We start from the raw sequence: 24,465 nt of genomic DNA on the forward strand, positions 1-24,465 counted from the left end.
CGACGAGTTCGCGCCACAGCGGGAAACGGTCGCTCAGCCCGGCAAGAGTAGCGTCAACTCGACCTGCGGCGAAGCCACTTGACCGAGACCGAATAAGGATCATCCTATTCATGATCCGGCCCTGTCGATGAATGCTCGAATGGCTTTCCTTTTCCGAGGTGACCGGGCATGACAAGGGCGAGCCGATGATCGGCTCGCCCTGTCTGTTTCGCCGGTGCGGTCCGCGCCGCCGGCCGACCGCGTCAGTACAGCTTGTTCACCGCCGTCACCGTCGTGGCCTTGAAGTCCGCCACCTGGGCGTGCTGGAAGGTGCCCATCTGGCTCCAGCGGACGATCGTCACGGTCGCGCCGTCGCGGCCGACCGAGAAGAGGCCGATGTCGGAGGAGCCCCAGGCGGAGGCGGTGTGGATGCCGTAGACGTCGGCGCCCTCCTCGACGTTCAGCTTGCCGTAGTACTTCTGCGTCGCCGTGATGTCGGGGTCCTGCTGCATGAGCTTCTTCGCGCAGCCGGCGAGGTCCTTGCGCAGCAGCGCCGCGAACTCCTTCGCCCACTGCTCGCTGCGCCCCTCGACCGTGAGCTGCTGGGCGTTGGTGTCGTACTCCGTCCAGTACTCCCGGTGCGTGGTGATGGACGGCAGCGCGTCGCCCACGCACATCGGCAGCGGGTCGGGCTGGCCGGCCGCGACCGGACCGGCGTACCAGGGCGAGGTCGGGTGCGGCGGCAGCTCGGTCGGCTCCAGAAACCGGGGCGTGTCGGAGGCCGGTGCCGCGACGGCCGGCACGGCGGCTGCGGCGACACCGGCGACGGCCGCCAGCGCGGCCACGGTCGTACGGATGCCTCGGTTACGGATCTTCATGGTCTCCCCCATTGTTTCCCCCCGGCTTTCCCGGTCGGGTGCGCGGGCTTTTGCCCTTGCCCCCCGTATGACCCGCCACCGGCCGCATCCGTTGCCCTGGGAGCCTGCTACGGATCCGTCCCGATTGTCACCGGCCTGTTACCGCGGGCCGAGCCCCTCACCGAGGGCGGCGACGGCGGCCGCTCCGTGGCGCCGGCGGTGACGGTGACGGGGGCGTCCGCGTTGGTGAGGATCCGCACGGTGGAGAAGCGGTAGGACCAGGGCGCCGCCGTGCCGGCACACCAGCGTTCGAGGGCGAAGTGCGGGCCGGCGCAGAGCACGGTCCGTACGACACCGTCGCCCTGGCGGACGCTCAGGCCGGGGTGGGACTCCGGTCGATGGCCGGGGCGCCACTCGTCGAGGAGACGGTCGAGGCCCGCGTGCCACTCGTGGTCCGGTACGGGTGAGCCGTCCTCCATGCGACGGCGCATGGCGTGCTGCTGGATGTCGGACGTCTGCTCGATCTCGTACACGAGGGTGTCCGGGCCGAAGCTGTGCAGGGTGCCGCCGGGGACGTGGACCGTCTGCCCCGCGCGGACCGGCAGGCGGCGCATGACCGCGTCGAAGTCCTGTGCCGGCAGCGCCCGGTGCAGGATCTCGCGGTCCACGCCGGGACGTACACCGACCAAAGCCGTGGCTCCCGGAGCGGCGTCCAGGACGTGCCAGGCCTCGGTCTTGCCGTGGGGTTCGCCCTCCAGGCGCCGGGCGGTGGCGTCGTCGGCGTGCAGATGCACGGGCAGTGCCCCACGGCCGTCGATGAACTTGGTGAGCAGCGGGAAACGGGGGCCGGGCGGGAGGCGGGGGCCGAGCAGTTCGACCGGGTGCTCGGCGGTGATCTGCCGCAGGGTGCGCCCGGCGAGGGGACCGTCCAAGACGGTCGAGGCATCGCCCTCGACGTCGCTGACCTCCCATGTCTCGGCGACCGGCCCGTCGGGCAGCCCGGTGCGGCCCAGCCGTTCGGCGATGGCCCGGCCGCCGAAGACGTGCTGCTTGACAGGGGTGGTGAGCCGCAGCGGATGCCAGTCCACGTCTCGCCTCGGACGGGTCGGTTGCCGGTCTCGCCCGGAGTACCCCCGGGTCGAGAGGCACATGCGTGCGGCACCCGGCGGGACCGTGACGCGCCGCGGGCCGCGGATGCCGCCGCCTCGCGCCCGGCGCGCGCCGCTCCCCCGCCCGTGATCCGCTTCACGCCGACCGAGGCCCCGGGCCCTGGCCTTACAGGGCGTAAAGCGACCGAAGAATGGATAGGGGTCATACGGCGATACGCGAGGAGTGTCCGACGTGCCCGGATGCCGGGTGCGGCGACTGCTTCAGGGGGAGGGAGCGCGCATGGACGGCCGGCCCTTGCACGTCGGACCGCAGCCGGAACCCTTGTACCTCCGACCGCGGCTGGAGCCCCGGCTGAACTCGCTCATGGCGGCGCACGGGACACTGCACTCGCTCGTCGACGCGCTCGGCTCACCCGTGCACGTCGTGGTGCCGGACCAGATCGCGGAGAACCTGGAGCGGTTCCGGTCGGTGTACCGCTCCCACCATCTGTCGGGGCAGATCTTCTACGCCCACAAGGCCAACCGGTCCAGTGCGCTGCTGCGGCGGCTGGCCGCGACGGACGCGGGCGTGGACGTGGCGTCGCTGGGCGAGTTGCAGCACGCGCTGGGGGCCGGGTTCGACGCCGGCCGGATCACGGCCACAGGCCCGAAGAACCCCGAGTTCCTGTGGCTGGCGGCCCGGGCTGGGGTCACGGTCAGCGTCGACGCCGCCGCCGAACTGGACCAGCTCGCCGCCCTGGTGCGCAGCCACGCGCTCGCGCCCGTGCGGGTGCTGCTGCGGCTGTCGGGCTTCGAGACGTCGGGGGTGAAGGTGCTGAGCCGGCGCAGCCGCTTCGGCACGCCCGTACGGGAGTTGGAGCTGCTGCTGGGGGCGGTCGAGCGGCATGCCGACGCCGTCGATCCGGCGGGGGTGGCCTTCCATCTGGACACGACGAGCGTCGCGGAGAAGGCGACCGCCCTCGAAGGGTGCCTGGCCGCGCTGGAGTTGTGCCGGAGCCGGGGGTTGCGGCCGCGGGCCGTGGATGTCGGCGGCGGGTTCGGCGTCAGCTACCTCGCCGAGCGGGAGCAGTGGGAGGCGTACACGAGCGGGCTCACCGCGGCCGTGCTCGGCCGGCGTCCGCCGCTGACGTGGGGCGGGCACGGCTACGGGCTGCGCGACGAGGCGGGCACCCTGCGCGGCACGCTCGGCCTCTACCCGGCCCACCGGCCCGTCGCCGGTGCCGCCTACCTGGACGAGTTGCTGGCCCAGCCCGCCGCCTCGCTCGGCGGACGCCCGCTGGCCGCGCTGCTGCTGGAGCACCTGTACGACCTGCACACCGAGCCCGGCCGGGCGTTGCTCGACCAGTGCGGACTCTCGCTGGCGCGGGTCCTGGAGGTCCGTGACCAGGAGGCCGGTGGGCCCCTGCTCGTACGGCTGGCCGCGAAGGCGGACGACATCGCCCTGGAGGACCACGGCGTGCTGATGGACCCGGTCGTCCTCCCCCGCGGCGGAGCCGGGCCGGGCGAAGGGCCCGTCGCCGTGCACCTCTTCGGCAGTCTCTGCCTGGAGAGCGACCTGATCACCCGGCGCACGGTGTTCCTGCCCCGCCGCCCCGAACCCGGCGACCTGCTGGCCTTCGCCAACACCGCGGGCTACGCCATGGACTTCCACGCCACGCGCGCCCAGCACCAGCCCGCCGCCCGCAAGGTCGCGGCCTGGCAGGACGGCGACGCCTGGCGCTGGTGCCTGGACGACCAGTTCTGGCCGATCACGCCCTCGAGGGGAGCTCAGTGAGGTACGACAGCATCACCGAGGCGATAGGCAACACCCCTCTGGTGCGGATAGACCCGGCCGTGCACGGCCTTCGGAACATCGACCTGTACGCCAAGCTGGAGATGCTCAACCCGTTCGGCTCGGTGAAGGACCGGGCCGCCTGGAGCATGGCGAGGCCCCTGCTGGCCGAGGCGGTCGAACACGGCAGCCAGGTGGTCGAGTTGTCCAGCGGCAACACGGCCAAGGCCCTCGCGGTCATCGCGGGCATGCACGGCCTGGGCTTCAAAAGCGTCACCAACCGGATGCGGGTGCCGGAGATCAAGGACCTCCTGCTGCTGCTCGGCGCTGAGATCGAGGAGCTGCCGGGGCAGAGCGAGTGCCTCGACCCGACCGCCACGGACGATCCGCTGACCCTGTTCCACCGGACGCTGTCCGCCTCCGGCAGCGCCTGTCTGCACACCGACCAGTACTTCAATCCGCGCAACACCGAGGCCCACCTCACCGGCACCGGGCCGGAGATCGTCAAGGACCTGGACGGCCGGGTCCCGGACTGGTTCGTCGCCTGTGTGGGCACCGCCGGTTCCTCCACGGGCGTCACCCGTGCCCTGCGCGAGGAGGACCCGTCGGTGCGGGTGGTCGGGCTGGTGGCGGCCAAGTCCGACTTCATCCCGGGGATCCGCACCATCGACGAGGTGCAGGAGGTCGGCCTGTTCGACCCGGACACGTACGACACGATGGAGTCGGTCCGCGCCGACGAGGCGATCGAGGGGATGCTGACCCTGAACCGCCGCTGCGGCATCCTGGGCGGGCCCACCGCAGGGGCGGCCTACTTCGGTGCGGTCCGTCATCTGCGGGCGCTGGACGAGGAGTCGGAGGAACGGCGGACCGCCGTGTTCATCGTCTGCGACCGGGTGGAGAGCTATTTGAGCTATGTCCGCCAGCGGCGCCCCGATCTGCTGGGCCGGCCGCCCCGGAAGAACTCGCCCGCCGACCTGTCCGACGCGGAGGTCGGCCGGGCGCCGTCGATCGGCGTGGCCGACGCCCGGCGCTGGATCGACACCGACCGGCCGCTCGTGGTCGACCTGCGCAGCCCGTACGCGTACGCGGCGCTGCACATCGACGGGTCGGTCAACATCGTCGACGAGCTGTTCGCCGAACTCGTCCGGGGCGGCCTGCCGTTCAGCAAGCGCCAGTCGGTGCTGCTGGCCTGCCCGGTCGGTGAGCAGTCCGCGCGCTACGCGGCGCTGCTGACCCGGATGGGCCACCCCGACGTGCGCAGCCTGGCCGGCGGCATCATCGCCTGGCGGGACGCGGGCGCGCCCCTGGTGCGGGACTGACCGGCATGACCGCACCGACCTCCCCCGAGGATCCGCACGCGTGGCAGCGGGCACTGCGCGCCCAGTTCCCCATCGTCACCGGGCACCCCGAGCTGGCGTACCTCGACAGCGCGGCCACGGCGCAGAAGCCGCAGGCCGTGCTGGACGCCGTGCAGACCTACCTGACGACGTCCAACGCCAACTCCGCGCGCGGCACCTACACCTGGGCCAACCGGACCACGGAGCTGGTGGAGCGGACCCGTGAGCGCGTCGCCCGGTTCCTCGGGGACGCGCGGCCGGAGCGCTCCGCCGTCCACTTCACCGGCGGGACCACCGAGGGGCTGCGGACCGTCGCCCGCGACTGGCTGCCGGGCTTCCTGCGCGACGGCGACGAGATCGTCGTCCCGGACGCCGACCACCAGGCCAACATCGTGCCGTGGCTGGAGGCCCAGCGGCTGCTCGCTCGCGAGGGCGTGCGGGTCCGGGTGGTGCCGATGCCGTACCAGAGCGGCTCCGGAGACTACGACCACCGGGCGCTGGCCGAACGGGCAGGCCCACGCACCCGGTTCGTCGCCACCACCCATGTGCACCATGTGTACGGCGGCGACATGAACGTGCAGCGCATCCGCGAGGCCGTCGGCCCGGACGCGGTCATCTGTCTGGACGCCGCGCAGAGTGTCGGCCATCTGCCCGTGTCCGTGGCCGAGTCGGACGTGGACTTCGTCGTGTTCTCGGGCCACAAGGCACTGGCCCTGCCCGGCTCCGGGGCGGTGTGGGCCCGGCAGGCGCGCGGGCCGCAGTTCGTGCCCGGGGGCTGGAGCGGCACCCCCAACACCGTGGGCATCGCCTCTCTCGAAGCGGCCCTGGACTGGCTGGAGGCGGCCGGTCTCGACCGGATCGAGCGCTGGACGGCCGATCTCGCGACCCGCCTGACGGAGGGGCTGCGCCGGCTGGACGCCTACGAGATCCTCGGCTGCCCGCTCAGCCTGGCCGCCGGCACCACCGTGCAGCGCCGCCGGGGCATCGTGACCCTGCGGCACCGCGCCATCGACTCGGGCGACCTGGGGTTCATCCTGTTCAGCCACGGATTCATGGTCCGCTCCGACCATCACTGCCAGGGCGACGCGGGCGAGAAGACCGGTTCGGTGCGAGTGAGTCTGCACGTGTACAACACCGTTGAGGAGATCGACCGGCTGCTGTCGGTTCTGGCCTCACTCTCGTGACACCGCCGACTATACGTAATGGGAACCGTTTCCACCTGTAGGCTCGGACCGGCAGGAGTCAGGTGCGATACGACGAGGTGGCGCGACCGGATGGGGCTGAGTCTGGCGACGGCGGAGCGATGGGTGGAGCGCTGGGAGCTCCAGCAGCAGCGGTACGCCGTCGACCGCGAGGAGCGGTTCACGGTGATCGCCGATGTCGTCGAGCACTCCACGGCCGGATGCGCAACGCCACCCCTCGTCGTGGACCTCGGCTGCGGGCCCGGCTCCCTCGCGGCCCGGCTGATCCGGCGGCTGCCGGACGCGGAGATCGTGGCCGTGGACCGGGACCCCCTCCTGCTGGAGCTGGGCCGCACCCACCACCCGGACGCGGCCCGCTACGTCGACGCCGAGATCGGCGCGCCCGGCTGGACGTGGGCCCTGGATCTGGACCGGCCCCTGGACGCGGCGGTCTCCACCACGGCCCTGCACTACCTCGACCGCGACACCCTGCTCGCGACCTACCGGCAGCTCGCCGTGCTGCTGCGCCCCGGGGGCGTCCTCGTCAACGGCGACCACCTCCCCCAGGGCGAGACGGGCCCGGCCGGGATCGCCGCTCACGTCGGGCGGTGCCGGGCCGGCCGGCAGCGCGTGTTCGCCCATGAGGACTGGGACTCCTGGTGGGCGGCGGCCGGCGACGACCCGGAGCTGACCGACCTGCTCGCGGAGCGGCGTCGCCGCGCGGCCCCCGGCACCGGCCGCCCCGCCGAACTCCCCCTCGCCACCCACCTGGAGCTGCTCCGGCAGGCCGGCTTCGACAAGGCCGGACCGGTGTGGCAGTACGGCGACAGCTGCGTGGTCGTGGCGGTGCGCTAGGTGTGCTGTCCCGGAACGTCGGTGACACGCGTGCTTGGTCCTTGAACAGGTGAGGGCCTGTCGATCGGATCAGGCCACAGGAAACTCACGGGACCGGCCGATGCAGAAGCGACAGGCCCCAGCCGCGTGGTTCACCCGCACGCCCCACACCGGGTGCGGCTGCGGGCGGGCACTCCGACACTTCACGCGGAGACCGCTATATGTTGACATCGCCATGCTGGTCCCGGCGGAAGCGCCGCGAGCGGCCACGCGCACACGCGAGGAGCCCCCCATGACCACCGCCGAGCACCCCACCCACGACAACCACGCGCACACCCACGGCGACGACTGCGGCCATCTCGCCTTCACCCACGGCGACCACACCGACTACGCCCACGACGGCCACATCCACCGGATGCACGAGGGCCACGCCGACGAGTGCGCCAACGCCGACCACACGGTGCACCGCAACCACGACCACGAGCACGGCGACGCCTGCGGCCATCAGGCCGTACGGCACGGCGACCACACGGACTACGTGCACGACGGCCACCGCCACGCCGCCCACGAGGGCCACTGGGACGACCACTGACCGGGGCGGCCGGGCCCCTGGACGGCAGGTCTCAGGCCAGGCCGTCCCAGTGGACCGTGCGGTCGCACCAGCGCTCCAGCAGGGTGCGGTCGTGGCCGACGGCCAGCAGGGCGGCGCCGGTCGCGGCCCGGTAGTCCTCGACGGCCGCGACCAGAGCGGCGGCGGTGGAGGCGTCGAGCATCGCCGTCATCTCGTCGCACACCAGCAGCCGCGGGCGCAGCACCAGGGCGCGGGCGAGGCAGGCGCGTTGCAGCTGGCCGTCGCTGACCTCGTGCGGCCGCCTGGTGAGCAGGTCGGGGGTGAGACCGACGGCGGGGGCCAACTCGGCGACTCGCGCGGGGACTTCGCCGCCCCGGCCGGTGGCCCGCAGAGGCTCGGCGATCAGGTCGGTGAGCGGCAGCCGGGGGTCGGCGGAGAGCCTGGCCTGCTGGAAGACGACCCCGATGGCGGTGCGCCGGGCGCGTGGGGCGCGGTGGCGCCAGTGCCGTACGGGCTCGCCGTCGAGGAGGAGGGTGCCCGAGTCGGGCCGGTGCAGCAGGGCCGCGACCCGCGCGAGGGTGGACTTGCCGCAGCCGCTGGGGCCCAGCAGGCCGACGGACTCGCCAGGGGCGACACTCAGGCTCACGTCCCGGACCACCGGAGCGTTGCGGGCGTATCCGGCGGTGATGGAGCGCAGTTCAAGCACGGACGTCCTCCGGCACGTGCGGGTGGTGGCAGGCGAGGGTGCCGGGGGGCGGCGGGCCGGCGCAGATGTCGGTGGCCCGGTCGCAGCGGGCGGCGAAGGCGCAGCCGGCCGGGAGGTCGCCGAGTTCGGGCGGCATGCCGGGGATGGCGGTGAAGGCGCGGTCGGGCAGGGCCCGGAGCAGGCCGCGGCTGTAGGGGTGGCGGGGCCCGGCCGGGCCGAAGAAGACGGTGGCGTCGGCGAGTTCGACGATGCGCCCCGCGTACATGACCGCGACCCGGTCGGCGATGCGCTCGGCGGCCGCCAGGTCGTGGGTGATCATCAGCAGGGCTCGTCGGCGGCCGTCGCGCGGGTCGTCGACGTGCCGGCGCAGTTCGTCGACCGTGCGGTCCACCAGGTCACGGTCGAGTCCGGTGGTGGGTTCGTCGGCGAGCAGCAGGGGCGCGTCACCGACCAGGGCGAGGGCGGTGGCGGCGCGTTGTGCGAGGCCGCCGGAGAGCTGGTGGGGGTGGCGGTCGAGGTGGTCGGCGGGGAACGCGGCCCGTTCGGCGGCGGCCTCGGCGGCGGCCCGCAGGGCGGCGCGCCCCCGGGTCGCGGTCAACGTGGCGACCGTCTCCTCCAGTTGGGAGCGGACGGTGCGGACCGGGGTGAGGTGGGCGGCCGGGCTCTGGGGCACGAGGCCGATGAGCCGTCCTCGTACCGTGCGGGCGAGGGTCCGCTCGTCGGCGGTGAGGAGGTCCAGGTCGCCGAGCAGGGCCGAGCCGGCGGTCTGCGCGTTGCCGGGGAGCAGTCCGAGCAGGGCGGAGGCCAGCACGGACTTGCCGCAGCCGCTCTCGCCGATCAGGGCCAGGCACTCGCCGGGCGCCACGTCGAACCGGGCGTCGGTGACGGCGGCCACGCGGCGCCCCCTGGGCAGGAGGAACCGCACGGACAGGCCTCGGACGGACAGCACGGGGGCCATGGGGTCCATGCCGACGCTCACAGCATCAGCTCCGATCGGTGCCGGGGGTTGATCCGCTCGCGCCAGGCCCCGGCGAGACCGGCGAGGGCGAGGGTCGGGACGATGAGGAAGAGGCCCGGGAAGAGGGTCGGCCACCACTGGCCGGCGAGGAGGGAGCCGCGGGCACTCTGGATGAGGGTGCCGAGGCTCGCCGTGTGGGTGGGCAGCCCGAGGCCGAGGAAGGACAGGGCCGATTCGTGCCACATGGCGTGCGGCACCATCAGCACGGCGGCGAGCGCGGCCTGGGGAAGGACGGCGGGCAGCAGGTGCCGTACGGCCACCCGCCACCGCGACGCCCCGCCGGAGACGGCCGCGTCGACGTACGGCCGCGACCGCAGCGACAGCACCTCGGCGCGCACGATCCGGGCCGTGGACAGCCAGTGGGTCAGCGCCACCGAGATGACCACCGGCCACACCCCGGGCCGGGACATGGCGACGATGAAGATGCCGAGCAGCAGATGCGGCACGGACGAGAACGTGTCGACCACGCGCATCAGGGCCCGGTCGGCCCAACCGCCCAGCGCACCGGCAGCGGCGCCCACTGCCGTGCCGACCACCGTCGCGGTCAGTGCCGCCGCCACTCCGACGAGCAGCGAGACGCGCAGGCCGTAGACGCAGCGCAGCAGCAGGTCGCGGCCGACGTCGTCGGTGCCGAACGGGTGTGACCAGGAGGGCGGTTGCAGCTTGGCGGCGAGGTCGACGGCCTGCTGGTCGAGCTGGACCAGCGGCGGCACGAGCAGCACGGCGAGGACGGTCGCGGCCACCAGCACGGCCGCGGTGCGCACGCGCAGGGCGCGCGTGGAGCGGCGCCTCGGGCCGTGCGAGCGCCACTCGGGCTCGGCCGGGGCGCCTGCGGGCGCCGGTGCGTCACATGTCATGGAGCTTCACCCTCGGGTCGAACAGTCCGTAGAGCATGTCGGCGAGCAGGTTCCCGGCGAGCACGGCGGCGGTGGCCAGCGTGGTCAGGGCGGCGAGCAGCGGGAAGTCGACGGCGGTGGCCGCCTCGACGGTGGCGGCGGCGATGCCCGGCCAGCTGAAGACGCTCTCCACCAGCAGGGCCCCGGTGATGAGTTCGGGGACGCGGGAGCCGACGAGCGTGAGCACCGGCAGCAGCCCGGAGCGCAGGGCGTGGCCGAGCAGGACGGTGCGTTCGCTCAGGCCGCGCGCCCGGGCGCCGCGCACCGGGTCCTCCGCCAGGGCGTCGCCGACGCCCTGGCGGACGTAGAGGGTGAACCACGGCAGCTGGGACACGGCGAGGACACCGGCGGGCAGGACGAGGTGGGTCGTGACCTGGCCGGGTGTGACCTGTTCGCTGCCTGTGTCGGTCAGGCCGCCCGCCGGCAGGACGTCCCACTGGAGGGCGAAGAGCCAGACGGCGAGCAGCGCGATCCAGAAGACCGGGGCCGCCTCCAGGGTGTAGGCGAGGGAGGTGACGGCCCGGTCGACGAGTGAGCCGGGGCGGCGGGCGGCGAGCACGCCGAGGAACGTGCCCAGCAGCACGGCGGCGGCGAAGGCGACCGCGCAGAGCAGCGCGGACCACACGAGCCGTTCGCCGATGACCTGGGCGACCGGCTGCCGCATGACGCTGGAGTGGCCGAGGTCGCCGGTGAGCGCGGAGGTCAGCCAGTGCCACCAGCGGGCGGCGAAGGTCTGGTCCACGCCGAGGTTCTCGCGCAGCCGGTCCAGGGTCTGTCGGTCGGCGCCGAGCGCGGCGGTGCCGGCGTAGGCCTTGACGGGGTCGAACGGGGAGGCGGCGGCGATCGCGAACACACCGAAGGTGACGACGAGCAGGACGGGGACGGCGAACAGGGCCCGCCGGCCCGCCAGGCGCGCCATCGCTCCCCAGGGGAGGCGGGTCACTTCTTCGGCTGCCAGTCCTCGATGTTCCACCAGGGGCCGCTGGCGAAGCCGTGCTCGTGCGGCTCCAGTTGGGTCTTCAGGCCGTCCCAGCGGTCGGCCAGCACATAGAGGTGGTCGATGTGGGTGAGGAAGGTGTAGCCGGGGTCCTGCACCAGGGCCCGCTGGAGCTTGTCGTAGGCGGCTCGGCGGGTCTGCGGGTCCTGGCTGCGGCGACCGTCGTCGAGGGCGCGGTCCACGGCCGGGTTGTCGTAGCGGGCCATGTTGTTGAAGCCGTCGCCGGCGAGGGAGGAGTGCAGCAGGGTGTAGAGGCCGAAGTCGGGGTCGCCGGTGCTGCCGAAGCCCGCGAGGACGGCCGTGTCCTTCATGCGCGGTTCGATGACCTCCCAGGTGGCGCTCTCGACCTTCACGTCGATGCCGGCCTTCTTGGCGTCGGAGGCGTAGGCGAGGGCGTGGTCCTGGCGGACCTTGTCGCCGGAGGGGTAGAGCAGGTCGAAGGACGCCCGCTGTCCGTCCCTGCTGCGGATGCCGTCCTCGCCGGGCTTCCAGCCGGCCTCGTCAAGGATCTTCCCGGCCTTGCCGAGGTCCTTGGTGCGCTCGATGTCCTTGATGAAGGCGGGATCGTCGACGGGCAGCGGCCCGTACGCCGGGCGGCCCGCACCGTCGAGGATCTTGTCGACCATGGCTTCGCGGTCCACGGCCGCGTCGAGGGCCCGCCGGATCGCGCGGTCGCCGGTGACCTCGTTCGCGGTAGGGAGCGTGACGGCCCGGAAGTCGTAGGACCGGGCCTCGTAGGTGCGCCGGCCGGCTTCGTCCTCGAACGTGGCGGCGAGGTTGGGCGGGAGGACCGCGCCGTCGAGGTCCCCGGAGCGCAGGCGGGTGGCGCGCACGTTGTCGTCGCCGATGATCGCCATGGTGAAGGTCTTCACCTTCGGCTTGCCGCCCCAGTAGCGGGGGTTGGCCTTGAAAATGAGCTTCTCGCCCTTGCTCCAGCGGCTGAGGACGTAGGGCCCGGTGCCGACCGGCTTCGTGTTGAAGGAGCCGGTGTTGGGGTCCTGCTTCCCCGCCACGTGCTCGGGGACGATGGGCAGGACCGTGCGCGCGGCGAACGGGGCGTAGGGGTACTTCAGCGTGAAGACGACCTTGTCGTCGCCGCTCGCCTCGACCTCCTTGACGGCGTCCAGCTCGCTCTTGAAGGTGTTGTTGGTCTTCGCGTCGAGAACGGTCCGGTACGTGTAGACGACGTCGGCGGCGGTCAGCGGCTCGCCGTCACTGAACTCGACCCCGTCGCGCAGGGCGTAGGTGTACGTGCGGCCACCATCGGTGATCTTCGGCAGTTCGGCCGCCAGAGCGGGCTTCAGCCTCAGGTCGGCGTCGCGGGCGAGGAGCCCGTCGAAGATCTTGGAGTTGCCGTCCTTGCCGTAGCCGAGCAGCGGGCTGAGGGTGTCGGGTTCAGAGGCCACACCGAGCACGACCGGCCCTGTGGCCTTGCCGTCGCCCGAGCCGCCGCCACCGGGGGCCGAGCAGGCGGTGATCGCCGCGGTCAGCGCCGCCGTGACGGCGGCCCCTCGTATCCGACGGGTCGACATGTGACCTCACACCCCTTGTTGCCCTGATCCTGTTGTTGCAAAGACTTCGCAATTAAACAGGACGGGCGGGCGTCCCGGAATCGGACGCCCGCCGAACGGTTCACCGCCGCGCCGGGGCCTGCTGCAGGGTGACGTCCTGGTTCTTGACCGCGTGAAAGACGGGCAGCGGAAGGCCGCCGAAGCTGCGCAGCTCCATCACGGTGGCCTCGACGTGGGCAACCCCGGCCACCAGCGCGCCGGACCTGGTCCGGCCCGTGTTCACCCAGCGGTGCTCGGCGCCGTCGCAGACGGCCCGGGTGCCGCCGATGCCGTAACGGGTCGTGGAGGTGCCCTGGCTCACGGAGGAGCTGACGAAGACCGGGCCGCTGGAGCCGGCGCAGCGGTAGGTGCCGGACAGGGTGACGGTGCCGTCGGCGGCGATCCGGCCCACGGCGTCGACCGTCACGGAGCCGGTGGGGGCGAGGGCGGAGGCGGTGGCGGGCGTCGCGCCCGCGCCGGCCAGCAGGATCACTGCGGCACCGGCAGCCACGCCGAGAAGGGGACGTACACGCATGAGGGAAACCTCCCGAAAAGAGTTGAATTGCGGCTTCCACTCGTACCCGCCCCGCGGGCCCGGCGCCCGTCAGCCTCACCCCTTCGGCGGCGCGTCCGCCCCCGCCTTCGTGGAACCGTCCCGGGAATGTCCGGGGCGTGTCACGCTTCGCGCCGGGCCGTTCCGGTGAGTCCGGGTCGGGAGGATGGTCTGTCTGTACGAGTCATACGAACCCTTCGGATGGCCCTACCGACGTGGAGGTGCGCCATGTGTGCCCACCAGCCCCAGTGCCCCGCGACCGACTCCCCCTCCCCCGCCGCGCACATCGTGGCGGCCCGTCCCGAGCAGGGCTGGAGCCTGCTGTGCGACGGGACGGTCGTCTTCGACGACACCGGCGAACTGCTCCCGGACGGGCGCGTCGTGCAGCCCCGCCGGGTCACGTCGGAGGGACTGGCCGTCGCGGCCTGACCCGAGGCCGCTTCACGGTGGCACGGCGGTCCCGCTACGGCAGGACCGCGAAGCCGTCCAGCTCCACCATCGCCTCCGCGTCCCACAGCCGGACGACCTGGACGACCGCCATGGCGGGGTAGTCGCGTCCGGCCACCTCACGCCACAGGCGGCCGAGCTCGGGGGCGTGCGCGCGGTACGCCTCGACATCCGTGGCGTAGACGGTGACACGGGCCAGGTCGGACGGTGTGCCGCCGGCCGCGGTGAGGGCGGTCAGCAGGTTGGCGAGGGCCCTTTCGAACTGCTCGGGCAGGGTGCGGCCGACCACCTTGCCGTCGGCGTCGAGGGCGGTCTGGCCGGCCAGGAACACCACCCGTGCCCCGCAGGCCACCACGGCGTGGGAGAAACCGGTCGGCCGGGACAGCTCGGGCGGGTTGACGCGCTCGGTGCTCACGGGGCCTCCTGACGGGCGTACAGCTCCTTGGCGATGATGCCGCGTTGCACCTCGCTGGCCCCTTCATAGATGCGTGGGGCGCGCACCTCGCGGTAGAGGTGCTCGAGCAGATGGCCGCGTTGCAGGGCCCGGGCCCCGTGCAGCTGGACGGCCGCGTCGACGACGTACTGCGCGGTTTCGGTGGCGAGCAGTTTCGCCATGGCGGAGCGCCGGGGCACGTCCGGGTCGTCCGCGTCGTACGCCGATGCCGCCGCGTGGACCATCAGCCGGGCCGCCTCGGTGCGCAGGGCCATCTCGGCGACCTGGTGGGCGACGGCTTGCAGGTCCTTCAGCCGGCCCCCGAATGCCTCCCGTCCGGCGGTGTGGGCGAGGGTCGCGTCGAGGGCCGCCTGCGCCATGCCGACGGCGAGCGCGCCGACGCTGGGGCGGAACAGGTTGAGCGTTCCCATGGCGACGCGGAAGCCGCGGTCGGGCTCGCCGAGGACGTCGTCGGCCGTCACCGGCACGGCGTCGAAGTCGAGTGCGCCGATGGGGTGCGGCGAGAGCATGTCGAGACCGCGGCCGGTCAGGCCCGGGCGGTCGCCGGGCACGAGGAAGGCCGTGACGCCCCGGGCCCCGGCATCCGGCGTGGTACGGGCGAAGACGGTGTAGAAGTCGGCCTCGGGGGCGTTGGAGATCCAGCACTTCTCGCCGGTGAGACGCCAGCGGGCGGGGCCGTCGGGGGCGGCGGCGAGAGCGGCGCCCGGCGAGGTCCGGCCCTCGCGCGAGGCGGCGTCCACCTCCGCCCGCAGCGCCCGCGCCGCCGCGTCCGGCGCCCGGTCACCCTGCGGACCGGTGAACGTCCCCTCCGCCCGCAGCGCCCGCGCCACCGCGTCCGGCGACCGGCCACCCTGCGGACCGGTGAACGTCTCCTCCGCCCGCAGCGCCTGCGCCGCCGCGTCCGACGCCCGGCCACCTTGCAGGTCGGTGCCCGGCTCCGCCCGCAGCGCCCGCGCCGCCGCGTCCGACGCCCGGCCACCCTGCGGACCGGTGGACGTCCCCTCCGCCCGCAGTGCCCGCGCCGCCGCGTCCGACGCCCGGTCATCGCGCAGGTCGGTGTCCGGCTCCGCCCGGAGTTGCAGCGACGCCGCGTCCGATCCGGCGCCGGGCTCGCTCAGCGCGAAGGCCGCGATCGCCGTGCCGGCGGTCACCCGGGGGAGCCAGTGGGCGCGTTGGGCCTGCGTGCCGTACGCGTGGACCGGATGGGCGCCGAGGCCCTGGAGGGCCAGGGCCGTCTCGGCCTCCGTGCAGGCGTAGGCCAGGGACTCGCGCATCAGGCACAGGTCGAGCGCGCCCGAGGTGAACAGGCGTCCGAGCAGTCCGAGGCTGCCCAGTTCGGCCACCAGGGCGCGGTTCACCCGCCCCGGTTCGCCCTTGTCGGCCAGCGGGCGGAGCCGCTCCGCGGCCAGGGCGCGCAGTTCGGCGCACCAGGCGAGTTGTGCCGGTTCGAGCGAGAATGCGGTCATCGCCGGTCCCTTCTCCGCCACCCTGCGTTCCGGCTGGGCCACTCCGAGGCTATCGCGGACCGTTGACTGTCGTCACCAACACGATACGCTCCAGGAGCGAGCCCACCACGCCAAGGGGGCGAACCGTATGAACCCACGGGGCACGGCCCACGTCGACACCTTCGCCCGGGACCATCTGCCACCCCCGGACCAATGGCCCGAGCTCCGCTTCGACTTGCCGGAGCTGCACTACCCCGAACGGCTCAACTGCGCCGCCGAACTGCTGAACGGCCCGCCCGACGACCGCCCGGCGTTCCTCACCGACACCGGCGAGCGGTGGACGTACGGCGATCTGCGCGCCCGCGTCGACCGCGTCGCCCATCTGCTCACCGGCGAACTCGGCGTCGTCCCCGGCAACCGGGTGCTGCTGCGCGGCCCCACCACCCCGTGGCTCGCGGCCTGCTGGCTGGCGGTGCTGAAGGCGGGGGCCGTGGCGGTGACGGTGCTCGCCCAACAGCGCCCGCACGAGCTGAGCACGATGTGCGAGATCGCCCGCGTGCGGCACGCCCTGTGCGACATCCGGGCCGTCGACGACCTCGCCAAGGCCGAGATCCCGGGCCTGCGGATCACGACCTACGGCGGTGACGCGCCGGACGACCTCCTGCACCGCCCCGCGCCCGGCACCCCGTACGCGGCCGTCGCGACGGCGGCCGACGACGTGGCGCTGATCGCCTTCACCTCCGGCACCACCGGCCGCCCCAAGGGGTGCATGCACGTCCACCGGGACGTCCTGGCGATCGCCGACACCTTCTCGCGGCACGTCCTGAAGCCCGGCCCCGGCGACGTGTTCACGGGCAGCCCCCCACTGGGCTTCACCTTCGGCCTCGGCGGGCTGGTGGTCTTCCCGCTGCGGGCCGGGGCGAGCGCGCTGCTCCTCGAACAGGCCGGGCCCCGGCAGCTGCTGCCCGCCATCGCCCGGCACCGGGTCTCCGTGCTGTTCACCGCCCCGACGGCGTACCGCGCGATGCTCGACGAACTCGACGGACACGACGTCTCCTCCCTGCGCCGCTGTGTCTCGGCCGGCGAGAACCTCCCCGCGGCGACCTGGCAGGTCTGGCACGAGCGCACGGGCCTGCGCGTCATCAACGGCATCGGCGCCACCGAGCTGCTGCACATCTTCATCTCCGCGGCCGACGACCGGATCCGGCCCGGGACCACGGGCGTGCCCGTGCCGGGCTGGCACGCGCGCGTGCAGGACGCGGACGGTGAACCCGTGCCCGACGGGCAGCCGGGCCTGCTCGCCGTGCGCGGCCCGGTCGGCTGCCGCTACCTCGCCGACCCGCGGCAGCGGGACTACGTGCGCGGCGGCTGGAACGTCACCGGCGACACCTACGTCCGCGATCCCGACGGCTACTTCCGCTACGTCGCCCGCGCCGACGACATGATCATCTCGGCCGGGTACAACATCGCCGGCCCCGAGGTGGAGGACGCGCTGCTGCGGCACCCGGACGTGGTCGAGGCGGCGGTCGTGGGACGGCCCGACGAGGCCCGCGGACAGGTCGTGCTGGCCTTCGCCGTCCTCAAGGAGGGCGCGGAACGCGACGCCGAGGCGCTGCGCGCCTTCGTGAAGAGCGAACTGGCGCCCTACAAGTGCCCGCGGGAGATCGTCTTCCTGGACGCGCTGCCACGCACGGCCACCGGCAAGCTCCAGCGGTTCAGACTGCGCGCCCCGGGGGTACCGGAACGCGACCGGGAATGATCCGTACGACCTAAGATGATCAACGTGTCCGACCAGCATGCACCACGGTCTCTCATCGTCACGCTCTACGGCGCGTACGGCCGCTTCGTGCCGGGCCCCGTGCCGGTAGCCGAACTGATCCGGCTGCTGGCCGCGGCCGGCGTGGACGCTCCGTCCGTACGCTCCTCGGTGTCGCGGCTGAAGAGACGCGGACTGCTCGTTCCGGCCCGCACCGCCCAGGGCGCGGCCGGTTACGAACTGTCCCCGGACGCCCGTCAGTTGCTCGACGACGGCGACCGCCGCATCTACGCCTCGGCCCCGCCGGAGGACGAGGGCTGGGTGCTCGCGGTGTTCTCCGTGCCGGAGTCGGAGCGGCAGAAGCGGCACGTGCTGCGCTCCCGGCTGGCCGGGCTCGGTTTCGGCACGGCCGCTCCGGGGGTGTGGATCGCGCCGGCGCGGCTGTACGAGGAGACCCGGCACACGCTCCAGCGGCTGCGGCTCGACGGGTACGTCGACTTGTTCCGCGGTGACCACCTCGGGTTCGCCCCGACCGCCGAGGCCGTCGCCCGGTGGTGGGACCTGGCGGCCATCGCCAAGGAGCACGAGGCGTTCCTCGACCGCCACGCGCGCGTGCTGCGCGACTGGGAGAAGCGCGAGGACACCCCGGCAGAAGAGGCCTACCGGGACTACCTCCTCGCACTGGACTCCTGGCGCCATCTCCCCTACACCGACCCGGGCCTGCCGTCCGAGCTGCTCCCCGCCGACTGGCCGGGAGTCCGCTCGTCGGCCGTGTTCCGGGGGCTGCACGAGCGGCTGCGGGACGCGGGGGCGGGGTTCGTGGGGCTCTGACACCCGCGGGCGCCGCCCGGATTGCCGCGTCCGCTCCGCTGTGGAACGGTCGACGATGTCCGTGAGTGGACGGAGCACGCGGCGGGAGGCGGACCGAGGGATGACCGTCACCACACCACCGAGGACGGCCTGCGCCCGCGCGGACCGGCTCCCGAGAGCGGCAGACGTCGGCGCGGACCGGCTCCCGTGAGGCGGCTGGGCCGCTCGGTGCACGGCGGGTGGGAGCGGGCCGGCGCCCACACCCTCGTGCAACAGGGCCGCGACGTGGAGTTGATGCACCGGGCCACGGGGTTCGCCACGCTCGCTCTGGTCACGCTGGCTCCGCTGCTCATCGTGGTCGCCGCCGCCGACCCTCTGGGGCGGGGCGGTTTCGCCTCGTGGCTGGCCGACGGCATGGGGCTGTCCGGGCGGTCCGCGCGGGTGCTCACGGACATCATCAGCCCGCCGCGCAAGGTCATCGGCACCACGAGCGCGCTCGGCGGGGTGGCGCTGGCCGTCTTCGGTGTCGCCTTCGGCGGGAGTGTGCAGAACGGCTACGAGCGGATCTGGGGCCTGCCCTCGGGACCGTGGCACCGCGTCTGGCGGCAGGCGGTGTGGATGATCGCGATGACCGCGTACCTGTACCAGGAGGTGCAGACGCGCAGCGTCGTCTCGGGGCCGGAGCGGATCGCGCTGAGCTCGGCGTCCGGGGTGCTGTTCTTCTGGTGGGGGCAGCGCTTCCTGCTGGGCGGGCAGGTCCGCTGGCGCGAGCTGCTCCCGGGGGCGCTGGCCACCATGCTGGGGCTGGGCGGCCTGCGCATGTTCTCCTACTTCGTCTTCACCCCCCTCATCGTCACCAACGCGATCAGCTACGGAGCGATGGGCGTCGTCCTGGTCGTGGAGTCCTGGCTCATCGGCGTGGGCTACGTCGTCTACGGCGGGGCGCTCCTCGGCCGCTGGGCCCTGGAGCACCACGGGCACCGGAGCCGTACCGGGTAGACCCGGCTCCGGCCGACCCCGACCGTAGGAACGCACATGCCACCCCCAGGGATCTCCGGCCCTGCTCATGCGAATCCACAGGTGGGTTTCTCCTCGCATCTGCGGCATTATCATCGGCGCATAGTCACCCGAGGGAGCAGACCCGTGATGACCCGTACCGTGCGCCGGACCCGCCGCCCGTTGCCGTGGGCCGCGGGGGGAGCCGCCGCCCTGCTGGCCCTGAGTGCCTGCTCGTCGTCCGGCTCGGACTCCTCGGCGAAGCCGGACTCCTCCGGGTCGGGCGAGCCCTCCGGCGAGGTGACCGTGTTCGCCGCGGCCTCGCTGAAGGAGAGCTTCACGACGCTGGGCGAGCAGTTCGAGAAGGAGCACCCGGGCACGAAGGTCACCTTCAGCTTCGGCGGCAGCGACTCCCTCGCCGCGAGCATCACGGGCGGCGCTCCGGCCGACGTCTTCGCCGCGGCCAGCCCCAAGACGATGAAGATCGTCACGGACGCCCAGGACGCCTCGGGCGCTCCCGCGACCTTCGTCCGCAACGAGCTGGAGATCGCCACCCTGCCCGGCAACCCCGGCAAGATCTCCTCGCTCAAGGACCTGACCAAGGCGGGCCTGAAGGTCGTGCTCTGCGACGAGGAGGTGCCGTGCGGCGCCGCCGCGCAGAAGGCCCTCGACGCGAGCAGGCTGAAGCTGACGCCGGTCTCGTACGAGCAGGACGTGAAGGCCGCGCTGACGAAGGTCGAGCTGAAGGAGGCCGACGCCGCCGTCGTCTACAGGACGGACGTGCACGCGGCGGGTGACAAGGTGGCGGGTGTGGAGTTCCCCGAGTCCGCCGACGCCGTCAACGACTACCCGATCGCCCTGCTCAAGGACGCGAAGAACGCCGAGGCCGCCAAGGCGTTCATCGCGCTGGTGCGGTCCGCCGAGGGCCAGAAGGTCCTGAGCGGGGCCGGGTTCCTCAAGCCGTGACGCTCCCGACCGACAAGCCTCGCACCGCGGCCGGCACCCTCCGGCCCGGTTCCCCGCGGCGTCGGCGCGTCCGCACGGGAGTCCCGCTGCCCCTGCTGATCCCCGCGCTGCTCGGCCTGGCGTTCCTGATCGTGCCGCTGGCCGCCCTGCTCGTGCGGACCCCGTGGCAGAGCCTGCCCGCCCAGCTGACCAGCCCGGAAGTGTGGCAGGCGCTCAAGCTCTCGCTGATCTGCGCGACCCTTGCCACCGGCGTCAGCCTGGTCATCGGCGTGCCGCTGGCCTGGCTGCTGGCCAGGGTCGACTTCCCGGGCCGCGGCCTCGTGCGCGCCCTCGTCACCCTGCCCCTCGTCCTGCCTCCGGTCGTCGGCGGTGTGGCGCTGCTGATGGCGCTCGGCCGCAACGGCATCGTCGGGCAGTGGCTGGACTCGTGGTTCGGCATCACGCTGCCCTTCACCACCGCCGGGGTCGTGATCGCGGAGGCGTTCGTGGCGATGCCCTTCCTCGTGATCAGCGTCGAGGGCACCCTGCGGGCCGCCGACCCGCGCTACGAGGAGGCGGCCGCCACCCTGGGCGCCTCCCGCTTCACCGCGTTCCGCCGCGTCACACTGCCCCTCATCGCACCCGGCATCGCGGCGGGCGCGGTCCTCGCCTGGGCCCGGGCGCTCGGCGAGTTCGGCGCGACGATCACCTTCGCCGGCAACTTCCCCGGCCGCACCCAGACCATGCCCCTGGCCGTCTACCTGGCCCTGCAGAGCGACCCGGAGGCCGCGACAGCCCTCAGCCTGGTGCTGCTGGCGGTGTCGATCGTGGTGCTCGCCGGGTTGCGCGACCGATGGATGAGCGCCGGATGAACCGGACCCGCACCGCCACCGGCCCCTCCGTGGACGGACTCGACGCCCGCCTCGTCGTGGACCGGGGCACCTTCCGCCTCGACGTGGCACTCGCGGTCGCGCCCGGCGAGGTCGTCGCCCTGCTCGGGCCGAACGGCGCCGGCAAGACCACCGCGCTGCGGGTCCTGGCCGGCCTGACCCCGCTCACCGACGGCCATCTGCGACTGGACGGCACGGAGCTGGACCGCATGCCCCCGGAGTCCCGGCCCGTCGGGGTCGTCTTCCAGGACTATCTGCTCTTCCCCCACCTCACGGCCCTCGACAACGTCGCCTTCGGCCCTCGCTGTCAGGGCGCCACCAAGGCCGAGGCCCGTGCACAGGCCGCGGAGTGGCTCGACCGGCTGGGCCTCGCGGCGCACACCGGCGCCAAGCCGCGCAGGCTCTCGGGCGGCCAGGCCCAGCGCGTCGCCCTCGCCCGGGCCCTGGCGACCCGGCCCCGACTGCTGCTGCTCGACGAGCCGCTGGCGGCCCTGGACGCCCGCACCCGGCTGGAGGTCCGCGCCCGGCTGCGGCGCCACCTGGCCGACTTCGAGGCGGTGGCCGTGCTGGTCACCCACGATCCGCTCGACGCGATGGTGCTGGCCGACCGGCTGGTGGTCGTGGAGCACGGCCGGGTCGTGCAGGAGGGCACCCCGGCCGACATCGCCCGCCACCCCCGCACGGACTACATCGCGCGGCTGGTCGGTCTGAACCTCTACCGGGGCGAGGCGGACGGCCACGGCGTCCGGCTCGCCGACGGTCCGTCCCTCACCACCACCGAGGTGCTGTCCGGCCCGGTCTTCGTGGCGTTCCCGCCGAGCGCGGTCACCCTCCACCGCGAGCGGCCCACCGGCTCCAGCGCCCGCAACGTGTGGCGCTGCGAGGTGGCCGGGATGGAGACCCACGGCGACCAGATCCGGGCCGACCTCACCGGTGAACTGCCCCTCGTGGCCGACCTCACGACCGTCGCCGCGGCCGAACTCGGCCTCCATCCGGGGGCGGAGGTCTGGGCGACGGTGAAGGCCGCACAGACCCACGCCTACCCGGTCTGAGGCGCTCGGCGTCCCCACGGGTCAGGCCGCCGTCCTGACCGGCGAGCCCTCCGGGACGACGACGGTCTCCTGCACGACGCGGCGGCGCCGGACCGGCAGGAGGGTCGGGTGGGCGACTCCCCAGGCCGCGCCCTTGCAGATGATCTCCTTGTAGAGCGCGGCGAGCCGGCCTGTCAGGGCCGCCGACACCGCACGGTCGTCGGCGGTGACGTACTGGATCAACCCGTCCTTGCGGCCCAGCGAGATGCACTGGTTGAAGTAGCGCACCGGCACGTTCGGGACCTTCCCGCCGGTCAGGCGGGCCGCGATGGCGTCGGCGGCCTGCCAGGCGGTGGGGACGCCCGAGGCGCAGGACATCCGCAGCGGCTTGTCTGCGGGGCCCATCGCCAGGGCCGCGTCGCCGACGGCGTACGCATCCGGGTGCGACACCGACCGCATGGTCCCGTCGACCACGATCTGGCCGGTGCCGGAGACCTCCAGGGCGGTGGCCTGTGCGATCGGGTGGACGGCGAAGCCCGTGGTCCACACGGTGACCGCGGCAGGGATCGTCCCGCCGTCGGCGGTGGTGACGCGGTCGGCCTCGACGGCCGTGACGGCGGTGTTCTCGTGGACGGTGATGCCGAGGCGGCCGAAGGTCTTCCGCAGGTGCCCGCCGCCCTTGGGCGAGAGCCAGTCGCCGAATCCGCCGCGGACGGCGAGGGCGACGTCGAGGTCCGGGCGGGCCTCGGCGATCTCGGTCGCCGCCTCCACCCCGGTGAGGCCGCCGCCGACCACGACCACGGACTCCCCGGCGGCCAGGCCGGCCAGGCGCTCGCGCAGCCGGAGAGCGCCGGGGCGGCTGGCGATCTCGTGGGCGTGCTCGGCGGTACCGGGCACGCCCTGGTCGTTCCAGCCGCTGCCGAGGGCGTACACGAGGGTGTCGTACTCCAGCTCCTCGTCCTTCGCCTCTCCGGTCGCGTCGAGGGCGGCGACGGTGACGGTCTTGAGGTCCACGTCGAGGGCGGTGACCTTCCCCTGCTTCAGCGCGACGCCGGTGCCCTCGAACATCTCACCGAGCGGCCGGGGCGCGAGGTCCTGGCCGGCTGCGAGCTGGTGCATCCGGACGCGCTCGACGAAGTCGGGCTCGGCGTTGACGACGGTGATGGCGACGTCCTCGCGGTGCAGTCGCTTGGCGAGGCGCCCGGCGGCGGTGGCTCCGGTGTAGCCGGCTCCGAGGACGACGATGCGGTGCTGCATGGCGTAGCTCCTGTCATGACGGCTGTCTTCAGCGGGTTCGCCTCTTGAACCGGGCGGCCCGCCGCTTCCTGACAGGAATGTGGTGTGATGCGCGTCACACTGCGGCCGGTGGGGTCAGAACACCCTGAGCAGGGGCTCTCCGTGGTCACGGGCGGCCCACAGCCGGGTCGCGCGTTCGAGCTTGTCGGGGTTGACCTGGTTGCGGAACGCGGCGATGCCGTCCGGGGTGACCTCCAGGCACATGACGCCGATGACCCGGCCGTCGACGACCACCACGAGGGCGGGGTCGCCGTTGGCGCTCCAGGCGTAGACGTCGGGCGAGCCGCCGACCAGGGCGCGCTTGGCCGCGCTGGGCTTGAACAGGCCCCGCATGAACTTGGCGACCGCGAGGGCACCCTCGAACGCCCTGGCGCGGGCCGGGACCTTCCCCCCGCCGTCGCCGACCGCGACGGCGTCCCCGGTGAGCAACTGCACGAGCGGCTCGGTCTCTCCACTGGCGGCGGCCGCGAGGAACTCGTCGATGATCCGCCGGGCGGCGGTCTCGTCGACCTCGGTGCGGGCGCGGGCCCTGCCGTCCGCGACGCGCTTCTTCGCGCGGTGGAAGATCTGCTGGCTGGATGCCTCGGTGATGTCGAGGATCTCGGCGATCTCCCGGTGCGGATAGTCGAAGGCCTCCCGCAGGACGTACACCGCCCGCTCGTTCGGGGAGAGGCGCTCCAGCAGGACGAGCACCGCGTACGAGACCGATTCCCGCTGCTCGGCGGTGTCGGCGGGCCCGAGCATCCGGTCCCCGGCGAGCAGCGGCTCGGGCAGCCACTGCCCCACGTAGGTCTCACGCCGGGCACGGGCCGAGGTGAGCTGGTTGAGGCACAGGTTGGTGAGCACCTTCGTCAGCCAGGCCTCGGGGACCTCGATGAGGTCGGGGTCGGCGCCCTGCCAGCGCAGAAACGTCTCCTGCACGGCGTCCTCGGCCTCGCTCGCCGACCCGAGCATCCGATAGGCCACGGCCTCCAGGCGCGGCCTGGAGGCTTCGAACCGGTCCACGTCGTCCAGGGTCAGGGGCATGCCACGGATC

At 73.3% G+C, this 24,465-nt stretch carries 24 protein-coding genes; 12 read left to right on the top strand and 12 right to left on the bottom strand.

Going from position 1 to position 24,465, the window contains the following annotated elements; all coding sequences use genetic code 11:
• Positions 1-242: 242 nt before the first annotated feature.
• Entirely contained in the window at positions 243-869 is a 627-nt protein-coding gene (locus tag FDO69_RS04600; protein WP_170320837.1) for a hypothetical protein, read from the bottom strand.
• Positions 870-964: 95 nt separating this feature from the next.
• Complete coding sequence (locus FDO69_RS04605; RefSeq protein ID WP_234387842.1) at positions 965-1,924, bottom strand: type I phosphomannose isomerase catalytic subunit; 960 nt, start codon at positions 1,922-1,924, stop codon at positions 965-967.
• Between the two features lie 301 nt (positions 1,925-2,225).
• Between FDO69_RS04605 and FDO69_RS04610 the strand changes: the two genes are divergently transcribed.
• From FDO69_RS04610 to FDO69_RS04630, 5 genes are all read left to right on the top strand, one after another.
• On the top strand, positions 2,226-3,719 hold the full coding sequence (locus FDO69_RS04610) for a Y4yA family PLP-dependent enzyme (protein WP_104778420.1): 1,494 nt from the start codon (positions 2,226-2,228) through the stop codon (positions 3,717-3,719).
• Positions 3,716-5,035, top strand: coding sequence for a pyridoxal-phosphate dependent enzyme (locus FDO69_RS04615; RefSeq protein WP_104778421.1), 1,320 nt, complete (start codon positions 3,716-3,718; stop codon positions 5,033-5,035). Before FDO69_RS04610 ends, FDO69_RS04615 begins: the two co-directional genes overlap by 4 nt.
• Before the next feature lie 5 nt (positions 5,036-5,040).
• Positions 5,041-6,237, top strand: a complete 1,197-nt coding sequence (locus FDO69_RS04620; RefSeq protein WP_104778422.1) for an aminotransferase class V-fold PLP-dependent enzyme — start codon at positions 5,041-5,043, stop codon at positions 6,235-6,237.
• Between the two features lie 90 nt (positions 6,238-6,327).
• Positions 6,328-7,089: a class I SAM-dependent methyltransferase gene (locus tag FDO69_RS04625; protein ID WP_104778423.1), complete on the top strand. Its 762-nt coding sequence runs from the start codon at positions 6,328-6,330 to the stop codon at positions 7,087-7,089.
• Between the two features lie 271 nt (positions 7,090-7,360).
• Complete coding sequence (locus FDO69_RS04630) at positions 7,361-7,660, top strand: hypothetical protein (RefSeq protein ID WP_104778424.1); 300 nt, start codon at positions 7,361-7,363, stop codon at positions 7,658-7,660.
• A 31-nt stretch (positions 7,661-7,691) separates the two neighbouring features.
• On the opposite strand, the gene FDO69_RS04635 is transcribed toward FDO69_RS04630, so the two are convergent.
• The 6 genes from FDO69_RS04635 to FDO69_RS04660 all read right to left on the bottom strand — a co-directional run bounded on the left by FDO69_RS04635 (position 7,692) and on the right by FDO69_RS04660 (position 13,341).
• On the bottom strand, positions 7,692-8,345 hold the full coding sequence (locus FDO69_RS04635) for an ABC transporter ATP-binding protein (protein ID WP_104778425.1): 654 nt from the start codon (positions 8,343-8,345) through the stop codon (positions 7,692-7,694).
• Positions 8,338-9,312: an ABC transporter ATP-binding protein gene (locus tag FDO69_RS04640; RefSeq protein ID WP_104778508.1), complete on the bottom strand. Its 975-nt coding sequence runs from the start codon at positions 9,310-9,312 to the stop codon at positions 8,338-8,340. Before FDO69_RS04640 ends, FDO69_RS04635 begins: the two co-directional genes overlap by 8 nt.
• Before the next feature lie 8 nt (positions 9,313-9,320).
• Positions 9,321-10,220, bottom strand: a complete 900-nt coding sequence (locus tag FDO69_RS04645; RefSeq protein ID WP_104778426.1) for an ABC transporter permease — start codon at positions 10,218-10,220, stop codon at positions 9,321-9,323.
• The gene (locus FDO69_RS04650) at positions 10,210-11,178 is read right to left on the bottom strand and encodes an ABC transporter permease (protein WP_104778427.1); all 969 of its coding nucleotides are present in this window, start codon (positions 11,176-11,178) and stop codon (positions 10,210-10,212) included. Before FDO69_RS04650 ends, FDO69_RS04645 begins: the two co-directional genes overlap by 11 nt.
• A gap of 20 nt (positions 11,179-11,198) precedes the next feature.
• A complete protein-coding gene (locus FDO69_RS04655; protein WP_104778428.1) occupies positions 11,199-12,788 on the bottom strand; it encodes an ABC transporter substrate-binding protein in 1,590 nt (529 codons plus the stop codon).
• A gap of 100 nt (positions 12,789-12,888) precedes the next feature.
• Positions 12,889-13,341 carry a DUF6299 family protein gene (locus FDO69_RS04660; protein ID WP_104778429.1) on the bottom strand — a complete coding sequence of 151 codons (453 nt, stop codon included), beginning with the start codon at positions 13,339-13,341 and terminating at the stop codon, positions 12,889-12,891.
• Positions 13,342-13,587: 246 nt separating this feature from the next.
• On the opposite strand from FDO69_RS04660, the gene FDO69_RS04665 reads away from it, so the two are divergent.
• A complete protein-coding gene (locus FDO69_RS04665; protein WP_104778430.1) occupies positions 13,588-13,788 on the top strand; it encodes a DUF5999 family protein in 201 nt (66 codons plus the stop codon).
• 34 nt (positions 13,789-13,822) lie between these two features.
• On the opposite strand, the gene FDO69_RS04670 is transcribed toward FDO69_RS04665, so the two are convergent.
• Together FDO69_RS04670 and FDO69_RS41770 are read right to left on the bottom strand one after the other, a co-directional pair.
• Complete coding sequence (locus FDO69_RS04670) at positions 13,823-14,221, bottom strand: RidA family protein (RefSeq protein WP_104778431.1); 399 nt, start codon at positions 14,219-14,221, stop codon at positions 13,823-13,825.
• Entirely contained in the window at positions 14,218-15,726 is a 1,509-nt protein-coding gene (locus FDO69_RS41770) for an acyl-CoA dehydrogenase family protein (RefSeq protein ID WP_234387843.1), read from the bottom strand. The genes FDO69_RS04670 and FDO69_RS41770 overlap by 4 nt, the downstream gene beginning before the upstream one ends.
• 127 nt (positions 15,727-15,853) lie before the next feature.
• Between FDO69_RS41770 and FDO69_RS04685 the strand changes: the two genes are divergently transcribed.
• From FDO69_RS04685 to FDO69_RS04710, 6 genes are all read left to right on the top strand, one after another.
• Entirely contained in the window at positions 15,854-17,464 is a 1,611-nt protein-coding gene (locus FDO69_RS04685; protein ID WP_104778432.1) for an AMP-binding protein, read from the top strand.
• A gap of 15 nt (positions 17,465-17,479) precedes the next feature.
• Complete coding sequence (locus tag FDO69_RS04690) at positions 17,480-18,292, top strand: PaaX family transcriptional regulator (protein ID WP_104778433.1); 813 nt, start codon at positions 17,480-17,482, stop codon at positions 18,290-18,292.
• A 186-nt stretch (positions 18,293-18,478) separates the two neighbouring features.
• A complete protein-coding gene (locus tag FDO69_RS04695) occupies positions 18,479-19,270 on the top strand; it encodes a ribonuclease BN (protein WP_104778434.1) in 792 nt (263 codons plus the stop codon).
• Positions 19,271-19,417: 147 nt separating this feature from the next.
• A complete protein-coding gene (gene modA, locus FDO69_RS04700; RefSeq protein WP_104778435.1) occupies positions 19,418-20,233 on the top strand; it encodes a molybdate ABC transporter substrate-binding protein in 816 nt (271 codons plus the stop codon).
• On the top strand, positions 20,230-21,084 hold the full coding sequence (modB, locus tag FDO69_RS04705) for a molybdate ABC transporter permease subunit (RefSeq protein ID WP_104778436.1): 855 nt from the start codon (positions 20,230-20,232) through the stop codon (positions 21,082-21,084). The genes modA and modB overlap by 4 nt, the downstream gene beginning before the upstream one ends.
• A complete protein-coding gene (locus tag FDO69_RS04710) occupies positions 21,081-22,154 on the top strand; it encodes an ABC transporter ATP-binding protein (RefSeq protein ID WP_104778437.1) in 1,074 nt (357 codons plus the stop codon). Before modB ends, FDO69_RS04710 begins: the two co-directional genes overlap by 4 nt.
• A 21-nt stretch (positions 22,155-22,175) precedes the next feature.
• Here the strand turns inward: FDO69_RS04710 and FDO69_RS04715 are convergent, their stop codons facing one another.
• Both FDO69_RS04715 and sigJ read right to left on the bottom strand, forming a co-directional pair.
• Entirely contained in the window at positions 22,176-23,390 is a 1,215-nt protein-coding gene (locus tag FDO69_RS04715) for an NAD(P)/FAD-dependent oxidoreductase (protein WP_104778438.1), read from the bottom strand.
• A gap of 114 nt (positions 23,391-23,504) precedes the next feature.
• Entirely contained in the window at positions 23,505-24,455 is a 951-nt protein-coding gene (sigJ, locus tag FDO69_RS04720; protein WP_104778439.1) for an RNA polymerase sigma factor SigJ, read from the bottom strand.
• Positions 24,456-24,465: the final 10 nt, after the last annotated feature.

The organism is Streptomyces tibetensis (genome assembly GCF_007655005.1).
Lineage (GTDB): Bacteria > Actinomycetota > Actinomycetes > Streptomycetales > Streptomycetaceae > Streptomyces > Streptomyces tibetensis.